Source organism: Pantoea cypripedii (assembly GCF_002095535.1).
Classification (GTDB): Bacteria; Pseudomonadota; Gammaproteobacteria; order Enterobacterales; family Enterobacteriaceae; genus Pantoea; species Pantoea cypripedii.
In genome coordinates, this window is sequence record NZ_MLJI01000001.1 from 4,181,059 (window position 1) to 4,202,567 (window position 21,509).

Below are 21,509 nucleotides of genomic sequence, written 5' to 3' on the forward strand. Positions count from 1 at the left end.
GCAGGTTTATCCCTGAATCCCGTAATGTTCCAGCATCGCATCCAGCTGCGGTTCACGGCCACGGAAGCGTTTGAACAGCTCCATCGGCTCCTCGGAACCGCCGCGCGTCAGGATGTTGTCGAGGAAAGACTGACCGGTTTCACGGTTGAAGATGCCCTCTTCTTCGAAGCGTGAGTAAGCATCAGCAGCCAGCACGTCGGCCCACAGGTAGCTGTAGTAACCTGCGGCATAGCCGCCAGCAAATACGTGGCTGAAGGCGTGCGGGAAACGTCCCCATTCCGGGCTGGGCACCACGGCAACCTGCTTTTTCACTTCGCGCAGGGTTTCGAGGATTTGCGCGCCCTGTTCAGGATGGAACTCGGTATGCAGACGGAAATCGAACAGGCCGAACTCCAGCTGACGCAGGATAAACAGCGCTGCCTGATAGTTTTTCGCCGCCAGCATTTTATCCAGCAGTTCTTTCGGCAGCGGTTCGCCGGTTTCATAGTGACCGGAGATAAACGCCAGCGCCTCCGGCTCCCAGCACCAGTTTTCCATAAACTGGCTCGGCAGCTCCACCGCATCCCACGGCACACCGCTGATACCGGACACGCCAGGGGTTTCGATACGCGTCAGCATATGATGCAGACCGTGGCCGAACTCGTGGAACAGGGTGATCACTTCATCGTGGGTGAACAGCGCGGGTTTGCCCTGCACCGGACGGTTGAAGTTACAGGTGAGATACGCCACCGGTTTTTGCAGGCTGCCATCGGCTTTGCGCATCTGGCCGACACAGTCGTCCATCCAGGCACCACCGCGTTTGTGTTCACGGGCATACAGGTCAAGATAGAAGCTGCCGCGCAGTTCGCCGCTTTCATCGAACAGGTCGAAGAAACGCACGTCCGGATGGTAAACATCGACATCTTTGCGCTCTTTCGCGCTGATACCGTAGATGCGTTTAACCACTTCAAACAGGCCGCTCACCGCACGCTCTTCCGGGAAGTACGGACGCAGCTGCTCATCGCTGATGGTGTACAGATGCTGCTTCTGTTTTTCGCCGTAGTACGTCAGGTCCCACGGGTTCATTTCGTCAACGCCAAACTCTTTTTTGGCGAAGGCACGCAGCTGGGCGAGTTCTTTTTCCCCCTGCGGGCGGGCGCGTTTTGCCAGGTCGGTCAGGAAGTCGATTACCTGAGACGGGCTTTCCGCCATTTTGGTGGCCAGCGATTTGTCCGCGAAGGAGTCGAAGCCCAGCAGCTGAGCCAGCTCGTGACGCAGCGCCAGTTCCTCGGCCATCACCGGGCCGTTATCCCATTTACCGGCATTCGGGCCTTGCTCGGAAGCACGGGTGGAGTACGCGCGGTACAACTCTTCACGCAGCACCGCGTTGTCGCAGTAAGTCATCACCGGCAGATAGCTCGGGATATCCAGCGTCAGCAGCCAGCCTTGCTGCTCTTTGGCTTCCGCCTGGGCTTTGGCCGCCGCCAGCGCACTTTCCGGCATCCCCGCCAGTTCCGCTTCGTCGGTAATCAGCTTGCTCCAGCCCATGGTGGCATCGAGCACGTTGTTGCTATAGGTTGACCCCAGTTCAGACAGGCGCGCCGCGATGGCGCCGTAGCGTTGCTGTTTTTCTTTATCGAGGCCGATACCGGACAGCTCGAAATCACGCAGGCTGTTATCCACCACTTTTTTCTGCGCGATATCCAGCGCAGCGTAGTTATCGCCCTGCTTCAGGTTGACGTAAGCCTGATACAACCCTTCATGCTGGCCGACCCAGGTGCTGTACTCAGACAGCAGCGGCAGCGTCTGCTCGTAAGCTTCACGCAGTTCCGGGCTGTTTTTTACCGAATTCAGATGGCTGACCGGCGAGAAAATACGACCCAGACGGTCGTCAACTTCAGCCAGCGGCTGCACCAGATTGTCCCAGCTATAAGGCGCGCCCTGTGCCACTACGCGTTCCACCGCCGCACGGCAGTCGTCCAGCGCTGCGGTGACAGCGGGAACCACATGCTCGGGTTTGATGGCGGAGAATGGCGGTAGCGTATAAGGCGTGAGTAACGGATTGGTCATAAGCGCAGTCCTTTCATTGGGGTGTGGGGCGCGAGCAGGTCGCGCAACGCAATCGTATTAACATGCGGCCTGATCGGCGGAAAATCAATGCCACGAAGGAACAGCCCGATGCCGAAACGCCAGCAATTTTTATCCAGCGCGGCTATAATCGCGCCAGACACGATGTTCTGACTTCTTTGATCCAACCGCGGACCCCTCTTTTTTATGCTGAGTTATCGCCACAGTTTTCATGCCGGCAACCATGCCGACGTGCTCAAACACACCGTTGAGAGCCTGATCCTGACTGCCCTGATGGAGAAGGAGAAGCCTTTCCTCTATCTGGATACCCACGCCGGTGCCGGACGTTACCAGCTGAGCGGTGAGCACGCCGAGCGTACCGGTGAATATCTGGAAGGCATCGCGCGCATCTGGCAACAACCTGATGCGCCGGAATTGCTGAAGCCTTATTTCTCTGCGATTCGCAACCTGAACCCTAACGGCACGCTGCGTTACTATCCAGGTTCGCCGTTGATTGCCCGCCATCTGCTGCGTCAGGACGATAAATTGCAGCTTACTGAGCTGCACTCCAGCGATTACCCGCTGCTGCGCAACGAGTTTAGCAAAGACAGCCGCGCCCGCGTCGAACGTGCGGACGGTTATCAGCAGCTGAAATCGAAGCTGCCACCGCCAACCCGCCGTGGTCTGATTCTGATCGATCCGCCGTATGAGCTGAAAAGCGACTATCAGGCGGTGGTGAAAGGGATTCAGGAAGGCCACAAACGCTTCGGCACCGGTATCTACGCCTTGTGGTATCCGGTGGTGCTGCGTCAGCAAATCAAACATATGACCAAAGATTTGCAGGCCACCGGCATTCGCAACATTTTGCAGATTGAGCTGGCGGTGCGCCCGGACAGCGATCAACGCGGCATGACCGCCTCTGGCATGATCGTGATTAACCCGCCGTGGAAGCTGGAGCAGCAGATGAAAGAACTGCTGCCGTGGCTGCATCAGAAGCTGGTGCCCGCAGGCACCGGACACACTCGCGTGGAGTGGATTACGCCAGAATAAGGCGCGCTAAACCTCGAACACCGCGAAATCATGTGCCAGCACCGTCTGCGGAAAGACGGACTGGCACTCCGCCAGTAATCTCTCCCGATCCTGCGACAAATAACGCGAACTGAAATGGGTGGCGATCAGCCTTTTCGCTCCAGCCTGTTTTGCCACCTGCGCCGTCTGAAGGGTAGTGGAATGGCCGCGACTGTTGGCTTTCTCCGCCAGCGCCGCCTCTAGCGTGGTTTCGTGCACCATCACATCCGCATCAGCCGCCAGTTGCAACGCCACTTCCGTCGGTCCGGTATCGCCAAAAATCGCCAGCACCTTGCCTTTGGTGGGCGGCCCGAGATACTCCGCACCATCAATTTCGCGCCCATCTTCCAGCCGGATGCGCTCGCCCTGCTTCAGTTGCTGATACCAGGGACCACGCGGTACCCCTTCGGCCTTCAGACGCGGAGCATCAAGGAAGCCGGGTTTATCATGCTGCTCAATCCGATAGCCATAGCATTCAACGACGTGATTCATCGGCCAGGCGGTGACGCGAAACGCGCCATCGTCAAACACCAGCCCCGCGCCGATCTCCACAATCTCCAGAGGAAAGCTGGTATAGGAGCCACTCAGGCTGAGTGCCGTTTCAATAAACTGGCGGATACCCTGCGGGCCATAAATGGTGAGCGGTTCTTTGAGTCCCGCCATCGAGCGGCTGGTTAACAGCCCCGGCAGGCCAAAGATATGGTCGCCGTGCAGATGGGTGATAAAGATTTTCTCCAGCTTGCCCGGCTTGAGATCTGAACGCATGTATTGGTGCTGCGTCGCTTCACCACAATCAAACAGCCAGGTTTCACCGCGTTTGGACAGCGTCAACGCAATGGCGGTGACATTACGTTGCAGGCTGGGCGCGCCTGCGCCAGTACCCAGAAAAGTCAGTTGCATGCTTGCTTCCGTGAAAATGGATTCGATTCAATGCTATTACAATCATAGGCGCAATCTTTGCGCCCTTTCCCCTGTCAGCGTTACACTCTAACCCAATTTTCCTCCTGCAAATGGACACATCTGATGACCCGACATTTTGACTACCTTGCCATTGGTGGCGGCAGCGGCGGTATCGCCTCAATAAACCGCGCGGCGATGCACGGCCAGAAATGCGCCCTGATTGAAGCCAAAGAGCTGGGGGGCACCTGTGTCAACGTCGGCTGCGTACCGAAAAAGGTGATGTGGCATGCGGCGCAAATCGCCGAAGCTATCCATCTTTATGGCCCGGATTATGGTTTCGACACCACGGTAAACCGTTTCGACTGGTCAACGCTGGTAAAAAATCGCAGCGCCTATATCGATCGTATCCACACTTCGTACGACAACGTGCTGGGCAAAAATAACGTGGAAGTGATTAAAGGGTTCGCACGTTTTGTCGATGCGCACACCGTTGAAGTCAACGGCGAAACCATCACCGCCGATCATATTCTGATTGCCACCGGTGGTCGCCCGAGCCACCCGCAAATCCCTGGCGCAGAATACGGCATCGATTCTGACGGTTTCTTCGAACTGGATGCCCTGCCGAAGCGCGTTGCGGTGGTCGGTGCGGGTTATATCGCTGTTGAACTGGCGGGTGTGGTCAACGCGCTCGGCGCAGAAACCCATTTGTTTGTGCGTAAACACGCGCCGCTGCGCAGCTTTGATCCGCTGATCACCGATACGCTGGTGGAAGTGATGCAGGCTGAAGGTCCGTCATTGCATACCGATTCCATCCCAAAAGCGGTGATCAAAAACGCCGATGGCAGCCTGACGCTGCAACTGGAAAACGGTCACGCGCAGACCGTGGATTGCCTGGTGTGGGCGATTGGTCGTGAGCCAGCCAATGACAACTTCAACCTGGCGGTGACCGGCGTAGCGCTGGACGAGAAAGGCTATATCAAGGTCGATAAGTTCCAGAACACCAGCGTGCCAGGTATTTACGCGGTGGGCGATAACACCGGCGCGGTGGAACTGACGCCGGTCGCGGTTGCCGCAGGCCGTCGCCTGTCAGAGCGTCTGTTTAACAACAAGCCGGACGAACATCTGGACTACAGCAACATCCCGACCGTGGTGTTCAGCCATCCGCCGATTGGCACCGTCGGCCTGACGGAACCCGAGGCGCGCGAGCAGTACGGTGACGACCAGGTGAAGGTGTATAAATCCGCCTTCACCGCCATGTACACTGCCGTCACCCAGCATCGCCAGCCGTGCCGCATGAAGCTGGTGTGCGTAGGGCCGGAGGAGAAGATCGTCGGTATCCACGGCATTGGTTTCGGCATGGATGAAATGCTGCAGGGCTTTGCGGTCGCACTGAAAATGGGTGCCACCAAAAAAGACTTTGATAATACCGTGGCTATCCACCCGACGGCGGCGGAAGAGTTTGTGACGATGCGTTAATAAACCCGACGCTTTTGATGAGTGAGCGCATCCGCGCTCACTCATGCAACAATCGAACTGAATTTCACTAAGCTATTCACTATCCTCCTGCCCTTTATCCAGTTTCTCCGGTCTGGTTAGTGACTTTTTTTCAGCTGAAGCCAATCGACGCTCAACCTTTTTCACATCTTCAGCAGGTGTCAGATTTTCCGGGCGAATACCGCGATTTAATAACGTTTGTCGTACTGCTTCGTTATTACTTACATGCTCGCCAGAAATTTGTTGTTCATTCTGCATCTGCTGATTGCGAGCATTATGAATCGTGATTTCAGTAGCAAAGTCCTTGGCTTTCAAAATAATCGTTGGAGCAAAGTCTGCCAGCGGGCGGTTATCCGGCACCAACCATTGGGCTTTCATCGCCTGAGTGCTCTTACCAAACAAAGCAAAATCGCCTTTGCTACGAATAAGTGCAAAGTTCTGGTTGCCGCCTGTTTGTTCGTAAATAACGTTGGAAAGTTCTTTCTCGGTGTCTGACAGCTTCCTGCGCGCCTGAACCCGTTCAGCTTCTAATAGCCGTTGCTCAATCAGCTCTGCCTTGCGTGTCTGCATCGCAAAGTAGGTTTGTGCGAAGGCGATCTGTTGCTTTCTTGAGTCGCCATTTTGAGCGATGAGGTAACAGGCATAACGAGTGAGCATCACATCATCGATTTCACGTTGCCCACCCTTGCCCAGTTCGATCATTTTCCCGACGTCGGCAAAATGATCGGCAATGGTATGACCCGAGATTTCGCAGGCGGTTTTTGCTTTGGAAATCACGCTCTGAAAGTTATCCCATTTGTCATAACCCAGCAGGTGCTGCAGGTCACGAGCTAACCAATATTCCACGCCAGTCTCTGTCTGTTGGGAGTGGCCTTCAAAAGTTGATGTAAGCTGCTGAATATGTTGCTGTTCCATGCTTTCTTCCTCTTCCAGTTGTTATTTTCACTCAGATTTCGTCTGATGACTGCTCATTTTGCGACCATAATGCAGCGGCAGTAAACCCAAACTTCTGGGTGCCACGACACCCAACTGGTAGGTTTTGCAGTTCTGTTTAAGAATTCCATGTAGTCATTCCCATCAGCCTCCCCTGCCATTTCCTGCAAGATAAAAACCTTTTTATTCACTACTCAATCCCCTCTGACAGGGATAACATTTGCCCCTTTGCTGACGCGGGCGCGCTGGCATTTTTCTGGTGAGTTATTTGGCTAAGGGAGGCTGGCGTGAATCTCTGTTTTGCGCGGCGGTGGTTAAGCAGTAAGGGTCAGGCATGAATATTATCAGCATCATTATGTCGGCGGGCAAAGCCTCGGTGGATGTTGCGCTGTACACGCTGATTCCCATCATGGTGGTCATGCTATGCGTCATGAAATATCTGGAGGCAAAAGGCGTACTCGATTTTATTGTGCGTCATACCACGCCGTTATTAAAACCGCTCGGCATTACCGGGCTGGCGTTATTTGCCCTGATTCAACTCAATTTTGTTAGTTTTGCCGCACCGCTGGCTGCACTGGCCATCATGGAAAAACGCGGCACCTCCGATCGACATATGGCGGCCACGCTGGCGATGTTATTTGCCATGGGTCAGGCCAACGCCTTTTATCCCCTAATTCCCGCTGGCTTGCATTGGGGCGCAGCAATTCTGATCTCCATTTGTGGCGGCATACTGGCGGCAGCCAGCACTTATCACCTGTTTGGCCGCAAACTGTCGGGCATAGCACTACGTGATGAAGACGAAGGGATCAGCCATAGCGAGGCGAAACCCGGTCTGATTAGTATCATCAATAACGCCGGTTCCGATGCGATTCGTCTGGCGCTGGGTTCGCTGCCGATGCTGATTCTCTCGTTATCCGTGGTTGGCATACTTAAAGAGGCAGGAGGTGTCGAGTTGCTGAGCCGGGTGCTCTCACCGGTTCTGGCGCGGCTGAATATTTCCGAGGTCTACATTCTGCCCGCGCTCACCAAATGCCTCGCCGGTGGTACCGCCTATTACGGCGTGGTGTCTGACCTGATCGCAAAAGGCCTGTACAGCGCCCACAATATTAACGCCTCTGCGGGTCTGCTGATCCAAACCTTCGACCTGCCTGGCATCGGGATTTTTCTCGGGCTTTCCACCCGTTTCCCGCGCCTGTTTCGTTTTGCTGTCCCAGGCATACTGCTGGGCATCGCCCTGCGCGCCGTTTCGCATAGCCTCCTTTTTTAAATATTGCGCTAAACAGGTAACAACCTGTTTAGCGTTTTTACTTATTAAAATAACACCATAATTTTCAGGCGTTATTTAAGATTAACCCTTTCAATTCCATTGTTATTTTCATCGATTGCACTCCTGATATTTTTAGTATTATTATCTGAAGAACATCATCACGGCGGATGTAATTAACCCTCATGATTATGATGGTTTATTGCAAGCGGATCATGGCTCCATATATCTCAGAGAAATATCAGGTTAATTACCTAATCCCTTAATTTTATCGCAGGTAATATTCCTGTTCGGCATATATTGAACACCAAGATAGGGTAGATCCATGAACGGTAAGAAAATAACCTGGAATGGCGGTTTGCAGCACGAAGCCATCGACATTCTGGCGAAAGAGGGCGGCATGATCGTCAGCCCGACCAAAGTCGGCTACATTATCATGACCTCAGATAAAGCTGGCCTCGAACGCAAGTTTGAAGCGAAGAACCGCAAACGTAACAAGCCCGGCGTGGTGCTGTGCGGCTCACTGGAGCAGCTGCGCTCGCTGGCTCAGCTCAACCCGGAAATTGACGAACTGTATCAACGTCATTGGGATCAGGACATTCTGCTGGGCTGCATTTTGCCATGGCGTGAAGAGGCGTTATCACGTATTCCTGATGACGGTTCCAAAGAACTGATGATGGATGGCCGCCAGACCAGCTGCTTCGTTATTAAGTTTGGCAAGCCGGGCGAAATACTGGCAAAAGAATTGTGGGAAAAGCACGGTAAATTCTCCTTTGCCAGCTCCGCAAATCCATCAGGTCAGGGTAACCGCGGTCTGGTGGAAGGTATTGGCGAACGCATTGAATCCCGTGCTGATTTAATTATTGCCGCCAACGATTACGTGAAATCCATTCAGCCAAACGACGAAAATAAAGTGCGTTATGAGCAAGGTGTGATGGTGTCGATGGTAGATAGTGAAGGCCGTTTGATCCCGGAACAAAAAGGCGAGCGCAAAATCACACCCTGTCCGGTGCTGATCCGCAAAGGCCTTGATGTTGATAAGATCATGTCACTGCTGTCGGATATTTTCCCGTCATGGGATTACCGCCACGGCGATTATTATTGAGTTGTGTAACGGCACGATTTATCACGCGATTCCGTGCGCCTTGCCGGAAAAATACGCGCGATTAATCGCGCCGCTACAGGAGTGGTAAAACTGAAAGTTTTACCACTCCACCGTAATCTTGCCGAAGTGTCCGGCATTTTCCTGATGGCGGAACGCCGCCGGTAAGTCACTCAGGGCACCAAAACTATCGCTGATCACCGGGCGCATGCCGGTCTGCTCCAGCGCACGAACAAAATCCTGCTGCTGGCGACGATGGCCAACGATCAGGCCCTGAATCCGCGCCTGCTTCGCCATCAATCCGGCTGTCGGGATCACCCCTTCAAAACCGGTCAGCACGCCGATTAACGCAATATGTCCACCGACACGCACCGCCTCAATGGATTGCGCCATGGTGCCGGGTCCACCCAGTTCAATCACCACATCCGCGCCTTTACCCCCGGTCAGCTGCTGCACTGCTTTGCCCCACTCGGGTGTGCTGCGGTAGTTAATCACCTCATCGGCCCCCAGCTCACGCGCATGCTCCAGTTTTTCATCCGAGGATGAGGTCACAATCACGCGCGCCCCCATGCTTTTGGCGATTTGCAGCGCGGTGATGGAAACGCCGCCGGTGCCCAGCGTAAGAATGGTATCGCCGGCTTTGATCTGCGCATCCCCCACCAGCGCCCGCCAGGCCGTCAGACCGGAGGTGGTGATGGTGGCGGCTTCAGCATGACGCCAGCCAAGCGGTGCGAGAGTAAAATGGCTGGCCGGACGCACCACCACTTCAGCGGCAAAGCCGTGGGCACCATCGCCAGGCGTCTGGGTGAAATTGCCGACCTGTTGCTCAGGCAAACCATCCTGCCATTGCGGAAAGAAGCCGGACACCACATGGTCGCCCGCCTTAAATTCACTGACGCCCGCACCGACTTCTTCCACCACACCCGCACCGTCCGCCATCATGATGCGGCCATCGGCAGTGGGAATAGATCCTTTTGCCACCAGCAGATCGTGAAAATTCAGGGAGGTAGCGTGGATCGCCACCCGGATCTCACCCGGCCCCGGCTTACCCGGATCCGCCAGATCCACCAGTTGCAAATTTTCCAGGCCGCCGGGGCTTTTTAAGATCATCGCTTGCATTGTCTGTCATCCTCATCAGCAAAAAAGTAAGTGTGGCAGCGATGGCGAATCACTGCCTTCGCCGATGGTGCTCAACGTAACGCACGATAAAAAGTTCTGATCTCCTGCGCCAGCAGCTCTGGTTCTTCCATCGCGGTAAAATGTCCGCCGCGCGGCAGCTCGGTCCACTGCTGAATATTGAGATGCTGCTCGGCCCAGCGCCGTGGCGGTGGCACCAGATCGTGAGGAAAACGCGCCAGCCCGGTCGGCACGCGAATATCACCAATCGGCGGCAGCGAATGGCTGTTCTCATAGTAAAGGTTGGCCGAACTGCCGAAGCTGCCGGTGAGCCAGTACAGCATGATGTTATTGAGCAACTCATCCTTGCTGAAGCGGCTAAACAGATCGCCCTGACAATCGCCCCAGCTACGGAATTTTTCCATAATCCAGCTCGCCAGCCCGACCGGCGAATCGTTGAGCGCGAACGCCAGCGTTTGCGGCTTGGTCGATTGCAGCGCCATATACGCCCCTTCCTGGGTTATCCACTTCAGCGCCACCGCCTGATAGTCACGCGCTTCTTCGGTGAGATCGTCGCCTGTCGCCTGCATCAGCGGGCGTATCAGCCCGACATCGGTGAGGTGAATTCCTACCAGCCTGTCAGGATGCTGCACAGCCAGATAACGCGTCACGCCGGAGCCGATATCCCCGCCAGCGGCGGCGAAACGCCCATAGCCCAGCTCCGTCATCATCTGCGCCCACAGGTCAGCAATTTGCGCGTTGTGTATCCCCTGCGGCGGACAGGGAGAGAAGGCAAAGCCAGGCAGTGACGGCACGATAACGTCGAATGCATCCTCGGCCTTACCACCAAAACGCTCCGGGTCAGTCAGCAGGGGAATGATCTTCTGGTAACGCAGAAACGAATCGGGCCAGCCGTGGGTCAGCAGCAGCGGCAGCGGATTTGGCCCGTTGCCGCGTTGATGAATAAAATGCACCGGCGTTTCGCCCTGCTGCCAGTAAAAATGCGCCAGTTGGTTGAGTTCATGCTCCTGCTTGCGCCAGTCATACTGATGCAGCCAGTAATCCACCAGCGCTTTCAGTTCATCAATGGCGGTGCCTTTTTGCCATGCCGCGCCCGGCAGCGGAGCCGCCCAGCGCGTCTGGCGCAATCGCCACTCCAGGTCATCTAACTGCGACTGCGCGATATCAATCTGAAACGGTTGCACAGACATAACCACTCCTCAGTTTAAGCAGACTCTGCCTCTACTGTAGTCTGATCAGGCATCTGCGCCATAGGCCAGCGCCTTTTGCCCATGCAATTCCGTCAGACGCAGCCAACGCACCTACGGTTCGAAGTATGACGGGTATCATTAAGCCTGACGCTGCGGAGCCTTATGCACCATGGTGTAGGCATAATCGACACCCATACCGTAGGCACCGCTGTGCTCACGCACCAGGTCCATCACCGCATCGTAAGTCTCTTTGCGTGACCAGTCGCGCTGGTACTCCAGCAGTACCTGCTGCCAGGTCACCGGCACGGCACCCGCCTGCACCATGCGCTGAACCGAACGTTCATGGGCATCGACGCTGGTGCCGCCTGACGTATCCGTTACCACATAAACCTCATACCCGGCTTTCAGCGCCATCAGCGCCGGGAACGTCAGACAAACTTCCGTCCACAGGGCGGAGATAATCAGCTTTTTACGGCCGGTTTTTTCCACCGCTTCGACAAATTTGGCATCTTCCCAGGAGTTCATCGATGTGCGCTCAATCGGCTTCGCTTCCGGGTGCACCGCCAGCAGTTCCGGCCAGATATAACCACTAAAACTTTCGGTTTCAACCGAGGTATAAATCACCGGCACGTCGAAAATCTTGCCCGCTTTTGCCAGGGCAACGGTGTTATTTTTGAGCTGCTGGCGATCAATATTGGCCACGCCGAACGCCATCTGCGGCTGATGGTCGATGAAGATCAGGGTAGAGTTTTGCGGGTCGAGCAGGTCAAGTTTAGACATGGTTATTTCCTCAGCGGTATTGGTTTTGTGTGTTGTGTCGTTGAGATGAACTTTAAAAAAAGCCGCGCTGAAGAGATAACGGAAAGAATTTTATAAGTTGTTCAAAATGATTTTAGAAGGTTGATTTAAAAGAGAAAGATAACCAACTCCTCGCAGGAAGCCCGTGAAACAGCGTTGATCAGTCGCTAAAGACAGGCGTAACCTGTGCTCACAAAATCAAAAACTCACCATCGCAAAAATGATTGTTCGCCCACATCAGCACTGGTTCCTGCGCTTGTTTGACTGGCACGGTTCGGTGCTTACCAGCATTCTGTTTCGTTTATCACTCAACCTGCTGATGTCGTTAATCGCCATCCTCGGTTTTCCCTGGTATGAAACCCTTGGCATCCATCTGACCACCGCGCCCTTCAGCCTGATTGGTGTGTCGATCGCTATCTTCCTTGGCTTTCGTAATAACGCCAGCTATGCGCGTTTTACCGAAGCCCGCACCCTGTGGGGCACCCTGCTGATTACCCAGCGCTCGTTGCTGCGCCAGGTGAAAAGTATCCCCACCCTCAGTCTTGAGCAGGCGCGTGAATTTGCCAATCTGCAAATCGCTTTTAACCTGAGCATGAAACATCAGCTACGGCATACTGACCCGGCAACGGATTTGCAGCGCACGCTGCCGCCCGGCTTCCGCGATCAGGTGTTAAGCAATCCACTGCCGACCACGCAGATTTTGCTGCGCATGGGGGAATGGCTGGCGCAGCAGCGCAATGAGGGGCATATCTCGGATATTGTCTGGCAGAGCATGGATGAAAATCTGAATCATCTTTCCACCGTACTGGGGGGCTGCGATCGTATCGCCGGCACGCCGATTCCGTTCGCCTACAGCCTGATTCTGCATCGTACCGTGTACCTGTTCTGCACCCTGCTGCCGTTTGCGCTGGTGTCGGACCTGCACGCCATGACGCCGCTGGTGTCGGTGTTTATCTCCTACACCTTTTTGTCGCTGGAATCGCTGGCGGAAGAACTGGAAGACCCGTTTGGCACCGCGCCGAACGACCTGCCGCTGGATGCCATCTGTGTGGCGATTGAACGTAACCTGAAGTCGATGAACGGCGATCCGCTGCCGGAACCGTTGCAGCCGGATAAATACTTTAACCTGACCTAAGCCTGACTTAGCTCAGATGATCCAGCCAGCGGACATAAGCCTGATCCCATAAGGCCGCTGGCGTCCCCGCCTGGCCCAGACCAAAACCATGCCCACCCCGGGTCAGCTGAATCAGCTCCACCGGTACCCGCATACGGCGGCAGGTGTCGCGCATCAGTTCGGTGTTATGAGGATTGGAGGTGTGATCGTCTTCCGCCTGTGCCAGGAAGGTTGGCGGATAGCTGCGGGTGACATAATTCTGTACCGACCAGTTAGCCTCTTCGGCCGGGGTGGCATTGTTACCCACCATCATCAAATGGGTGTTGGTGTGCTGGAACGGCGCTTCGAGGGTAATGACCGGATAGATCAGACCGACGCTATCCGCCTTCGGCACCACCTGATCGAGCGGGTCCTGCGCGGGATAAGAGTCGAAATCAGGCCGCGCCGCCGCCATGCCCAGCAGATGCCCACCGGCGGAAAAGCCGAGCAGATGGACTTTGCGCTCCATCGAACGCACCAGACGAATGGCCCGCTGCGCATCCTGTAACGGGGCCAGATGGCCCGCCTGCCACTTCTCGCCCGGTAAGCGATAGCTCAGCACATAGGCGGTGTAGCCATTGGCATTGAGCCAGCGCGCCACCGGCCAGGCTTCACGCCCCATACCGATCCATTTATACCCGCCACCGGCGGCAATCAGTACCGCTTCACCATTGGGATTTTCCGGGCGAAAACGCTGAATTGCCGGTGAGACCACATTGGACCAGGAACCGTTGGCACTGACACGCAATAAACCGGATGGGCCGCCGCCGCCGGGCGGATCGTCCGGCCAGAGAGGAATTATGTCATCACGGGCAAACAGTTTGCCTGTGGTCATGGAAAGTACCGTTGCCCCGGTTGCCAGCAAAAGCCGGCGACGCGTTATCATCATGCTGTGAAGCCACTGTCAGAAAAGGGACAGCCTTCAGGCTGTGTCTCGTTATGGTGATGCAAGGTCAATGCCAAACGCTGGCGATTATGTACGCAATCTGTACAAAAAAGCTATAAAAAAACGCGCCGAAAAAGGCGCGTATTTTGTTGTTAAAGCGGACGATAAAAAGATTTAATCTTCCTGCTGAAATTGCGTCATCACCGTCTGCTCACATTGCTGCTGGTTATGACGTAACTGGCTGCGTTCATCGTCACCCAGTTGCAGCCAGGCGTTGATCACTTCCTGTGCCGTCTCTTCATCAAATTCCTGTGTGCTTAACGCCGATGGCGACTGGCTGGCCGCCATTTGTGACTTCATTTTTGCCACATAACTGTCCATGGTTCCGGTGCTTTTTTCACTACTGACCAGATGGCAAAGCTGGCTGGCATAGACGTTTTGTTCGCTATCCGCGTTGGCGTCCTCCGCCAGTGCGCTGGCTGACAGCGAAAGCCCGAAAAGGGCAAGTAATAAAACTTTCATAACAGGCTCCTGTTGTTTCCAGAAAATCGTAATCAGTCGTGTTGCGTGCGTGAAGCCTGACGGGCCGCACGCCAGTTGAGCAACGGCGTCACCGTTACGCCATGCAACACAATGCTGCACACCACTAACGTCAACGCCATATCCACCATCTGTTCTGCCTGTGGGCCATGCATACCGTGCACCCAGGCGTAAGCAATATAATTGATACTGCCGATGCCGCGAATCCCCAGCCAGCCAATCAGCACACGCCGCGCCAATGGCAGGCCACAACCCAGCGTGGTGATCCATACCGCGAGGGGCCGCACCAGCATAAACAGCAGCAGCGCCAGGCCAATGCCGGTCAGGTTCCAGTGATGCGCCAGCGTAATGCCCAGCACCACCATCATCGCCGCCGCCAGCAGGCGTTCGATAGTATCACCAAACGACAGCGCATCACCGACCACCAGCCCCACCGATTTCACCATACCGCTACCACCGTGGGCCAGCCGCTGGTTAGGATTGACGCGTGCTTCCGCCGGCAGCAGATGCTCCTCTTCCGACACATCCTCCGGGGGAAAACGCTTCACCACCCGCAGCTCGGCACGGCGCAGCCCCACGCCTGCCGCAAAGGTCGCCAGAAAGCCAGAGGCATCCAGTGACTGCGCCGCCGCATAGCTCAGGGCAATCAGGGCCAGCGCGAGAATATCGTTCGGTGCCACATCCTGATGGGCGCTGCGCAGATGGGTCGCCAGCTGGCCAATGACGCGGCCAATGGCATAACCGATAACCAGCCCGCCGCCTATCGCCCAGACAGCATCCCTGGCGGCCCACAGGCTGATATCGGTGAAGGTGAGTACGGGTTGATGCAGCATCAGCAGCGCCAGCATCAATAATGGCAGCGCCGAGCCATCATTCATCCCGGCTTCGCTGGAAAGCGCCACACGCAGTGCATCGTCGTCACGCGCGTCGTTGACGGAAATCAGGCTGGCGAGCACCGGGTCGGTCGGCGCGACAATCGCGGCAAACGCCAGCGCCAGCGACCAGTCAAAACCGGTCAGCCAGCGCACCAGCAAGGTCATGCCCGCGACGGTGAGCAACATCGCCGGAAACGCCAGTCGCACCCCCACCCGCCAGGCATGGGCGCGCAACGGCAGGCGCAGCTTAAGGCCGGTGATAAACAGCGAAGCAGCCATGGTGATTTCGGTGATGTGGGCGGCGAGATCAGCATGCCCGAGAATATCGATTTGCAGCAGATTGAGCATCCACGGGCCGCAAAGCACCCCCGCGAACAGATAGAGACCAAATGAGGTGACTGGCCCCCGGTGAATCCAGCCGGAAGCCAGTGACATCAGCAGCAACAAACCACCGGTTGCTGCCGTCCAGGCAAGAAAATCCATAACGCTCCGTTTTTATAAAGGATCTTCTTTAAGCCTGGCACAGGATACAACAATCAGTTTTTCAGGTGACGGCTCGCCAGGCGAATCATCAGGCTCAGCGCCGCTGCCAGGGTGGACAACGCCACTACGCCGGTCCAGCCCCAGTGGGACAACGCCAGGCTGCCCAGCGCTGCGCCGGTCGCCATACCGATAAACACCACGGTGAACATCAGCGCATTCAGGCGGCTACGTGCTTCCGGTGCCAGGCTGTAGACCAGCGTCTGATGCGCCACCAGCGTCGCCTGTACCCCTAAATCAAAACCCACGGTGCTGATGATAATCAGCCCAAGCTGCGCGGAGACCGGCAACACGGGCAACAGGAACATCAACGCAAAGGACACCATCACCAGCGTGGCACCGTATTGGGTGACACGTGCCGGGCCAATGCGGTCGGCAAAGCTGCCCGCCAACGGTGCAGCCAGCGCACCGGCAGCACCGGCGAGGCCGAATGCGCCCGCCACAGCGCTATCGAGGTGGAAACGATCGCTCAGCATCAGCGCCAGCGTTGACCAGAAGGCGCTAAAACCTACCGACAACAAGCCCTGGGCCAGCGCCGCACGACGCAACGTCTGGTGGTGCTGCCACAGATGCGCCAGCGATAGCAGCAGACGCGGATAGCTCACCGAGGTACCCGGTTTAAAACGCGGCAGCACACGCCACAGCGCCAGACTGATCAGCAGCACCGCTCCCGCCGCCACCAGGTACATGGTGCGCCAGCCGAAATATTCAGCCACCACCCCGCTGACCACCCTGGAGAGCAGAATGCCGACCAGCAGGCCGGTCATCACCGTGCCGACGGTTTTCCCCCGGCTGCGTTCCGGTGCCAGCGCGGCTGAGGCCGGTACGATATCCTGCGCCACGGTGGCGGTTAAACCGGTGACAAAGCTGGCGATCAGCAGCGCATTCAGGCCGCCGGAGAAGCCACACAGCAACAGCGCCGCCACCAGTAATAAGCCTTTAATCAGAATGATGGTGCGGCGATCGTGGCGGTCACCGAGCGGTGCCAGCAACAGGATGCCGAGCGCATAACCCGCCTGCGTCAGCATCGGCACCATGCCGACGCTGCCAATGCTGGCATTAAATTGTTTGCTGATGATATCCAGCATCGGCTGGCTGTAGTAAATCGACGCGACACTGAGACCTGCGCCCGCCGCCAGTGTGAACACCAGCGGTGCGGGTAGCGATTCAGTGACCCGTTCTGAAGATTGCGTCATGGCAGACATATTCATTTCCCCCCGTGAAAGTGCGCTTATTAAAGCGCGTCACCGCCATACGCGGTAGACTGATGAAAGACAAAACCGTTATACGTGGTACGTATGAGCAATTCTTCCAGCGTTGACCGCATCGAACTGATGCAAACCTTTATCCGCATCGTGGAGAGCGGATCGCTGTCGGCCGCCGCCGCACAGCTCGGTACCACCCAGCCGACCATCAGCCGCCGTTTGCAGGCGCTGGAGCAACGGCTGGGGCTGAAGTTAATTTTGCGCACCACCCACGCACTGAAACTGACCGATGACGGCGAACGCTGCTATCAGCAGGCACGCCAGTTGCTCGCCACCTGGTATGCGCTGGAGGATGAGCTGACCGGCGCGAGCGACGATCCGGTGGGCACCCTGCGCGTACGCGCACCCCATGCGTTTGGTCAGGATCAGCTGGTTGCGCCGCTGGTGGATTATCTGCAACGCTATCCACGTCTGAATGTGGAATGGATGCTGAACGACCGCACGCCTGATTTTGTCGCTGAAAACGTCGATTGCGCCATTCAGGTCGGCCCACCGTCCGATCCCTCGGTAGTGGCGATTCTGCTGGCGGAAGTCCCGCGTTTTGTGGTGGCCGCCCCGTCGTTGCTGGCAGCGCATCCGCCGGTGGAACGGGTGGAACAACTGACCTCGCTGCCGTGGCTGGCACTGACCAGTTTTTATCACAGCGAGATTGCCCTGCAACGTATCAGCGACGGACAGCCGCTGAATCTGGCGATTAACCCGCGTCTGGCAAGCGATAGCCTGTATGCGGTACGCAAGGCGGCGCTGGCAGGCATGGGGGCCGCCGTGGTGTCATCGTGGGTGGTGCTGGAGGATTTAGCGCGCGGTGATTTGATTCAGCTGGTGCCGGATTGGCAGGCACCGCCGTTGCCGGTGTGGTTAACCTATCCGTGGGCCAGCTATTATCCGGCGCGATTGCAGAAGTTTTTTGCCATGATTCGTGAAGTGATGCCGCAGCTGGCAGGGGCACAACCCGCAGAGAGGCCGTAACGACGCGATTGATCGCGCCGTTACGGTACGGAAATTATTTCTTTTCCGTTTTGGACATATTATCCAGATATCCCATAACAAACGCCGACAGTACAAACGTCAGGTGGATAATCACGTACCACATCAGTTTGTCGTTTTCGACATTGCGCGCTTCCATAAACACCCGCAGCAGGTGAATCGAGGAAATCGCCACAATGGACGCCGCCACTTTGTTCTTCAGCGAGCCGGAGTCCATCTTACCGAGCCAGCTCAGTTTTTCTTTGTGCTCGGCGATATCCAGTTTCGACACGAAGTTCTCATAGCCCGACAGCATCACCATCACCAGCAGGCCACCGACCAGCGTCATATCCACCAGCGACAGCAGCAGCAGGATCAGATCGTTTTCCCCGATGCTGAGGATATCCGGCAGCATGTGAAACACTTCCTGGAAAAATTTGATGGTGAGCGCCAGCAATCCCAGCGAAAGTCCAATGTAAACCGGTGCCAGCAGCCAGCGCGATGCATACATCAGGTTTTCGGTAAAACGTTCCATAATTTCCCATTAATCAACTGACAAGCCGGCGATTATAACTGAACAAGTGTGAAGTTATTTCAGCCCATCTTCAGAAATTTCAGGGGCTGGCGGCAACGGCAGGGAAAGACGGAAGCACGCGCCGCCTTCAGGACGGTTCTCCGCCCAGATGCGGCCTGCGTGGGATTCAATAATGGTTTTACAAATCGCCAGCCCAAGACCCACGCCCGGCACCGCCGATTCCTTATCGCCACGGGCGAATTTATCAAAGATACGCGTCAGGGCATCCGGCGCGATGCCGGGGCCGCTGTCCCAGATGGCAATTTCCAGCCGGTCATGATCACGCCAGGCGCGGATACCATGCTGCGCCGCGTTTCCGGCATATTTCAGGCTGTTTTCGATGATATTGGTAAACACCCGCTCCAGCATGCTGCTGTCACCTTTGATCAGCACCAGGCCATCAGGTAAATCGAGAGCGAAATCATGGCCTTTGAGTGAAGGTCCCATGCTGCTTAGCGCGCCACCGATTACCTCATCCAGCGCCACCCACTCTTCACGCAAATTCAGCCCGCCGGATTGAATGCGCGCCATATCCAGCATATTGCTCACCAGCCGGATGGTGCTCAGCGTCTGCTCGCGGATCTGATTCGCCTGCGGCACATATTTTGACTCCTCGCTGGCGAGGTCGAGCATCAGCATTTCCGCCTGACCAAATAACACCGTCAGCGGTGTGCGTAAATCGTGTGACAGCGCCGACAGCAGCGCGTTACGCAGTTGTTCACGTTCGGCAGACAGCCGCGAAGCCGCCTCGCTCTGCGACAGCGCCATCCGCTCCAGCGCGTTAGCAATCAGCACGGTAAAAGTTTCCACCAGCCGCTGCTGTTCCGGGATCATCAGCTGGCGCAGATTTTCCGGCTCCACCACCAACAGGCCGCGACAATGATTACCGCTTTTCAGCGGCAAAATCTGGTATGGCACCGCCGGTAAGGTATCGGTACCGGCTCCGGCGGGCTGACCTTTGCTGTAGCTCCATTTGGCAATGGCGAGATCCGGTGGCGTCCCCATGCTGCTGTCACCCACGGTCTGCAACTCACCGTGCTCATCCGGCAGCAACAGCAGGCTACGCGCCTGCAACGTCACTTCAATCACCCGCTGGCTGGTGCTGGCGATATCCTGCGGCGTTAGCGCGCTGCCGAGCGACTTCGCCATTTCGTACAAATGGCGCGCACGCTGCTCACGATAACGCGCCACCCGTGCCTGATAACGCACCCCCGCCGTCAGATTACCGACGATCACGCCGACCGCCAGCATCACCGCGAACGTCACCAGATATTGCAGGTCCGACACCGCCACGGTGCCGGTGGGGGCGACGAAAAACAGGTCAAAGGCGAGAATATTGATTACCGTGGCAAACACCGACGGCCAGCGACCAAAGCGCAGTGCGACAATCACCACCGCCAGCAAATAAATCATCACGCCGTTGGCGGGATCGAATTCCACCAGCAGCCAGCGCCCGGCTGAGGTGACCAGAATGCACAGCACCAGCGCCATCAGGCAGCCGCGTAACTGCATACGCCATTTTTCCGCGCTGGCGCGCTGCCCGTTCAACGCGGCAGGCGCATCACGCACCGGCTCATCCAGCGCCACCACCAGCAGATCGAGATCCGGACCCAGCTCGCCCAGACGTTGGGCAAAGCTGTCGCGCCGCCAGCGGCGTTGCGGCTGGCGACCGGTGACGATTTTGCCGAGATTGTGCTCACGCGCGTAACGCAGCACCGCACGTGCTTCATCAGGATCGGACAGGGTGGCGGTTTCCGCCCCCAGCTCCTGTGCCAGTTGCAGCGTGCGCAGAATGGCGCGCCGCCGTGCTTCCGGCAGGCGATTCAGACGCGGCGTTTCAACGTATACCGCATGCCACTCGCTGCCGAGACGCGCGGCCAGTCGCGCAGCGGTGCGCACCAGCTTTTCACTGCCGGTGTCATCGCCGATGCACAGCAGAATGGCGTCACGCGTGTGCCAGACTTTGTCGCGTCCCTGCTGATCGCGCCAGGCACGCATCTGGTCATCCACCCGGTCGGCGGTGCGGCGCAATGCCAGCTCACGCAGGGCAAACAGGTTGCCTTTACGGAAGAAGTTTTCGATGGCGCGTTCGGCGCGATCGCCGACGTAAACTTTGCCCTCCTTCAGCCGCTGACGCAGGTCGTCGGGAGGCAGGTCCACCAGCACCACTTCATCCGCCGCATCAAAAAAGGGGTCCGGCACGGTTTCACGTACCTGAATACCGGTGACTCCGCCCACCACATCATTGAGGCTTTCCAGATGCTGCACATTCACGGTGGTGATAACGTCGATACCGGCCTCAAGCAGTTCCTCGATATCCTGCCAGCGCTTGGGATGGCGCGAACCCTGCACATTGGTATGCGCCAGTTCGTCCATCAGGATCACCGCCGGATGGCGTGCCAGCGCCGCATCCAAATCAAACTCCGCATGGCGTGAACGACCGGTGGCCCGACGTGGCAAAACCGCCAGACCTTTGAGCAAGGCGGCGGTTTCATCGCGTCCGTGGGTTTCCACCACGCCTGCCAGCACATCCAGTCCCTGGGCGCGCAGGCGCTGGGCTTCCTGCAACATGGCGAAGGTTTTGCCGACACCCGCACAGGCACCAAAATAGATTTTGAGTTTGCCGCGATGGCTGTCGCTGTGGTTCAGCAGCAGCGCATCCGGATCAGGGCGAGGCAGTTCGTCGTTCATCATCAATCCATTCATTCTCCGATCCCGTAGCGGCGCGATTTATCGCGCAATTCCGTGCGCGATGCCGGAAAAAACGCGCGATAAATC

General features: G+C 56.7%; 19 protein-coding genes. 6 read left to right on the forward strand and 13 right to left on the reverse strand.

Annotated elements, in window-relative coordinates; all coding sequences use genetic code 11:
• Positions 1-6 precede the first annotated feature (6 nt).
• Positions 7-2,049, reverse strand: coding sequence for an oligopeptidase A (gene prlC, locus HA50_RS19585; protein WP_084877642.1), 2,043 nt, complete (start codon positions 2,047-2,049; stop codon positions 7-9).
• Positions 2,046-2,234 (reverse strand): hypothetical protein, encoded by a 189-nt coding sequence (locus HA50_RS19590; RefSeq protein WP_084877644.1) that lies wholly within the window; start codon positions 2,232-2,234, stop codon positions 2,046-2,048. Before HA50_RS19590 ends, prlC begins: the two co-directional genes overlap by 4 nt.
• Before the next feature lie 19 nt (positions 2,235-2,253).
• On the opposite strand from HA50_RS19590, the gene HA50_RS19595 reads away from it, so the two are divergent.
• Positions 2,254-3,096: a 23S rRNA (adenine(2030)-N(6))-methyltransferase RlmJ gene (locus tag HA50_RS19595; RefSeq protein ID WP_084877647.1), complete on the forward strand. Its 843-nt coding sequence runs from the start codon at positions 2,254-2,256 to the stop codon at positions 3,094-3,096.
• Between the two features lie 6 nt (positions 3,097-3,102).
• Here HA50_RS19595 and rnz read toward each other — a convergent pair whose 3' ends face one another.
• Entirely contained in the window at positions 3,103-4,014 is a 912-nt protein-coding gene (gene rnz / locus HA50_RS19600; RefSeq protein WP_084877649.1) for a ribonuclease Z, read from the reverse strand.
• Between the two features lie 123 nt (positions 4,015-4,137).
• Between rnz and gorA the strand changes: the two genes are divergently transcribed.
• A complete protein-coding gene (gene gorA / locus HA50_RS19605; protein WP_084877652.1) occupies positions 4,138-5,490 on the forward strand; it encodes a glutathione-disulfide reductase in 1,353 nt (450 codons plus the stop codon).
• A 72-nt stretch (positions 5,491-5,562) separates the two neighbouring features.
• Here the strand turns inward: gorA and dinD are convergent, their stop codons facing one another.
• On the reverse strand, positions 5,563-6,423 hold the full coding sequence (dinD, locus tag HA50_RS19610; RefSeq protein ID WP_084877654.1) for a DNA damage-inducible protein D: 861 nt from the start codon (positions 6,421-6,423) through the stop codon (positions 5,563-5,565).
• 352 nt (positions 6,424-6,775) lie between these two features.
• Here dinD and HA50_RS19615 point away from each other — a divergent pair, with 352 nt between their 5' ends.
• On the forward strand, positions 6,776-7,708 hold the full coding sequence (locus tag HA50_RS19615) for a nucleoside recognition domain-containing protein (protein WP_084877656.1): 933 nt from the start codon (positions 6,776-6,778) through the stop codon (positions 7,706-7,708).
• Positions 7,709-8,030: 322 nt separating this feature from the next.
• Positions 8,031-8,810 carry an L-threonylcarbamoyladenylate synthase gene (locus tag HA50_RS19620; RefSeq protein ID WP_084877658.1) on the forward strand — a complete coding sequence of 260 codons (780 nt, stop codon included), beginning with the start codon at positions 8,031-8,033 and terminating at the stop codon, positions 8,808-8,810.
• A gap of 99 nt (positions 8,811-8,909) precedes the next feature.
• Here HA50_RS19620 and HA50_RS19625 read toward each other — a convergent pair whose 3' ends face one another.
• From HA50_RS19625 to HA50_RS19635, 3 genes are all read right to left on the reverse strand, one after another.
• Positions 8,910-9,926 (reverse strand): zinc-dependent alcohol dehydrogenase family protein, encoded by a 1,017-nt coding sequence (locus HA50_RS19625; RefSeq protein WP_084877660.1) that lies wholly within the window; start codon positions 9,924-9,926, stop codon positions 8,910-8,912.
• Between the two features lie 71 nt (positions 9,927-9,997).
• A complete protein-coding gene (locus HA50_RS19630; protein ID WP_084877663.1) occupies positions 9,998-11,134 on the reverse strand; it encodes an epoxide hydrolase family protein in 1,137 nt (378 codons plus the stop codon).
• 138 nt (positions 11,135-11,272) lie between these two features.
• Complete coding sequence (locus HA50_RS19635) at positions 11,273-11,914, reverse strand: hydrolase (RefSeq protein WP_084877665.1); 642 nt, start codon at positions 11,912-11,914, stop codon at positions 11,273-11,275.
• Between the two features lie 238 nt (positions 11,915-12,152).
• On the opposite strand from HA50_RS19635, the gene HA50_RS19640 reads away from it, so the two are divergent.
• Positions 12,153-13,067, forward strand: coding sequence for a bestrophin family protein (locus HA50_RS19640; RefSeq protein WP_084877668.1), 915 nt, complete (start codon positions 12,153-12,155; stop codon positions 13,065-13,067).
• Between the two features lie 7 nt (positions 13,068-13,074).
• Here the strand turns inward: HA50_RS19640 and HA50_RS19645 are convergent, their stop codons facing one another.
• From HA50_RS19645 to HA50_RS19660, 4 genes are all read right to left on the reverse strand, one after another.
• Complete coding sequence (locus tag HA50_RS19645) at positions 13,075-13,971, reverse strand: alpha/beta hydrolase (protein WP_084878621.1); 897 nt, start codon at positions 13,969-13,971, stop codon at positions 13,075-13,077.
• A 174-nt stretch (positions 13,972-14,145) separates the two neighbouring features.
• Entirely contained in the window at positions 14,146-14,493 is a 348-nt protein-coding gene (locus HA50_RS19650) for a hypothetical protein (protein WP_084877670.1), read from the reverse strand.
• A 32-nt stretch (positions 14,494-14,525) separates the two neighbouring features.
• The gene (locus tag HA50_RS19655) at positions 14,526-15,869 is read right to left on the reverse strand and encodes a cation:proton antiporter (RefSeq protein ID WP_084877673.1); all 1,344 of its coding nucleotides are present in this window, start codon (positions 15,867-15,869) and stop codon (positions 14,526-14,528) included.
• Between the two features lie 53 nt (positions 15,870-15,922).
• Positions 15,923-17,131 carry an MFS transporter gene (locus tag HA50_RS19660; RefSeq protein WP_084878623.1) on the reverse strand — a complete coding sequence of 403 codons (1,209 nt, stop codon included), beginning with the start codon at positions 17,129-17,131 and terminating at the stop codon, positions 15,923-15,925.
• 93 nt (positions 17,132-17,224) lie between these two features.
• Between HA50_RS19660 and HA50_RS19665 the strand changes: the two genes are divergently transcribed.
• Positions 17,225-18,160, forward strand: a complete 936-nt coding sequence (locus HA50_RS19665; protein ID WP_084877675.1) for a LysR family transcriptional regulator — start codon at positions 17,225-17,227, stop codon at positions 18,158-18,160.
• Positions 18,161-18,194: 34 nt separating this feature from the next.
• On the opposite strand, the gene HA50_RS19670 is transcribed toward HA50_RS19665, so the two are convergent.
• Positions 18,195-18,692: a TIGR00645 family protein gene (locus HA50_RS19670; RefSeq protein WP_084877678.1), complete on the reverse strand. Its 498-nt coding sequence runs from the start codon at positions 18,690-18,692 to the stop codon at positions 18,195-18,197.
• 54 nt (positions 18,693-18,746) lie between these two features.
• Positions 18,747-21,422 carry a two-component system sensor histidine kinase KdpD gene (gene kdpD, locus HA50_RS19675; RefSeq protein ID WP_084878625.1) on the reverse strand — a complete coding sequence of 892 codons (2,676 nt, stop codon included), beginning with the start codon at positions 21,420-21,422 and terminating at the stop codon, positions 18,747-18,749.
• Positions 21,423-21,509: the final 87 nt, after the last annotated feature.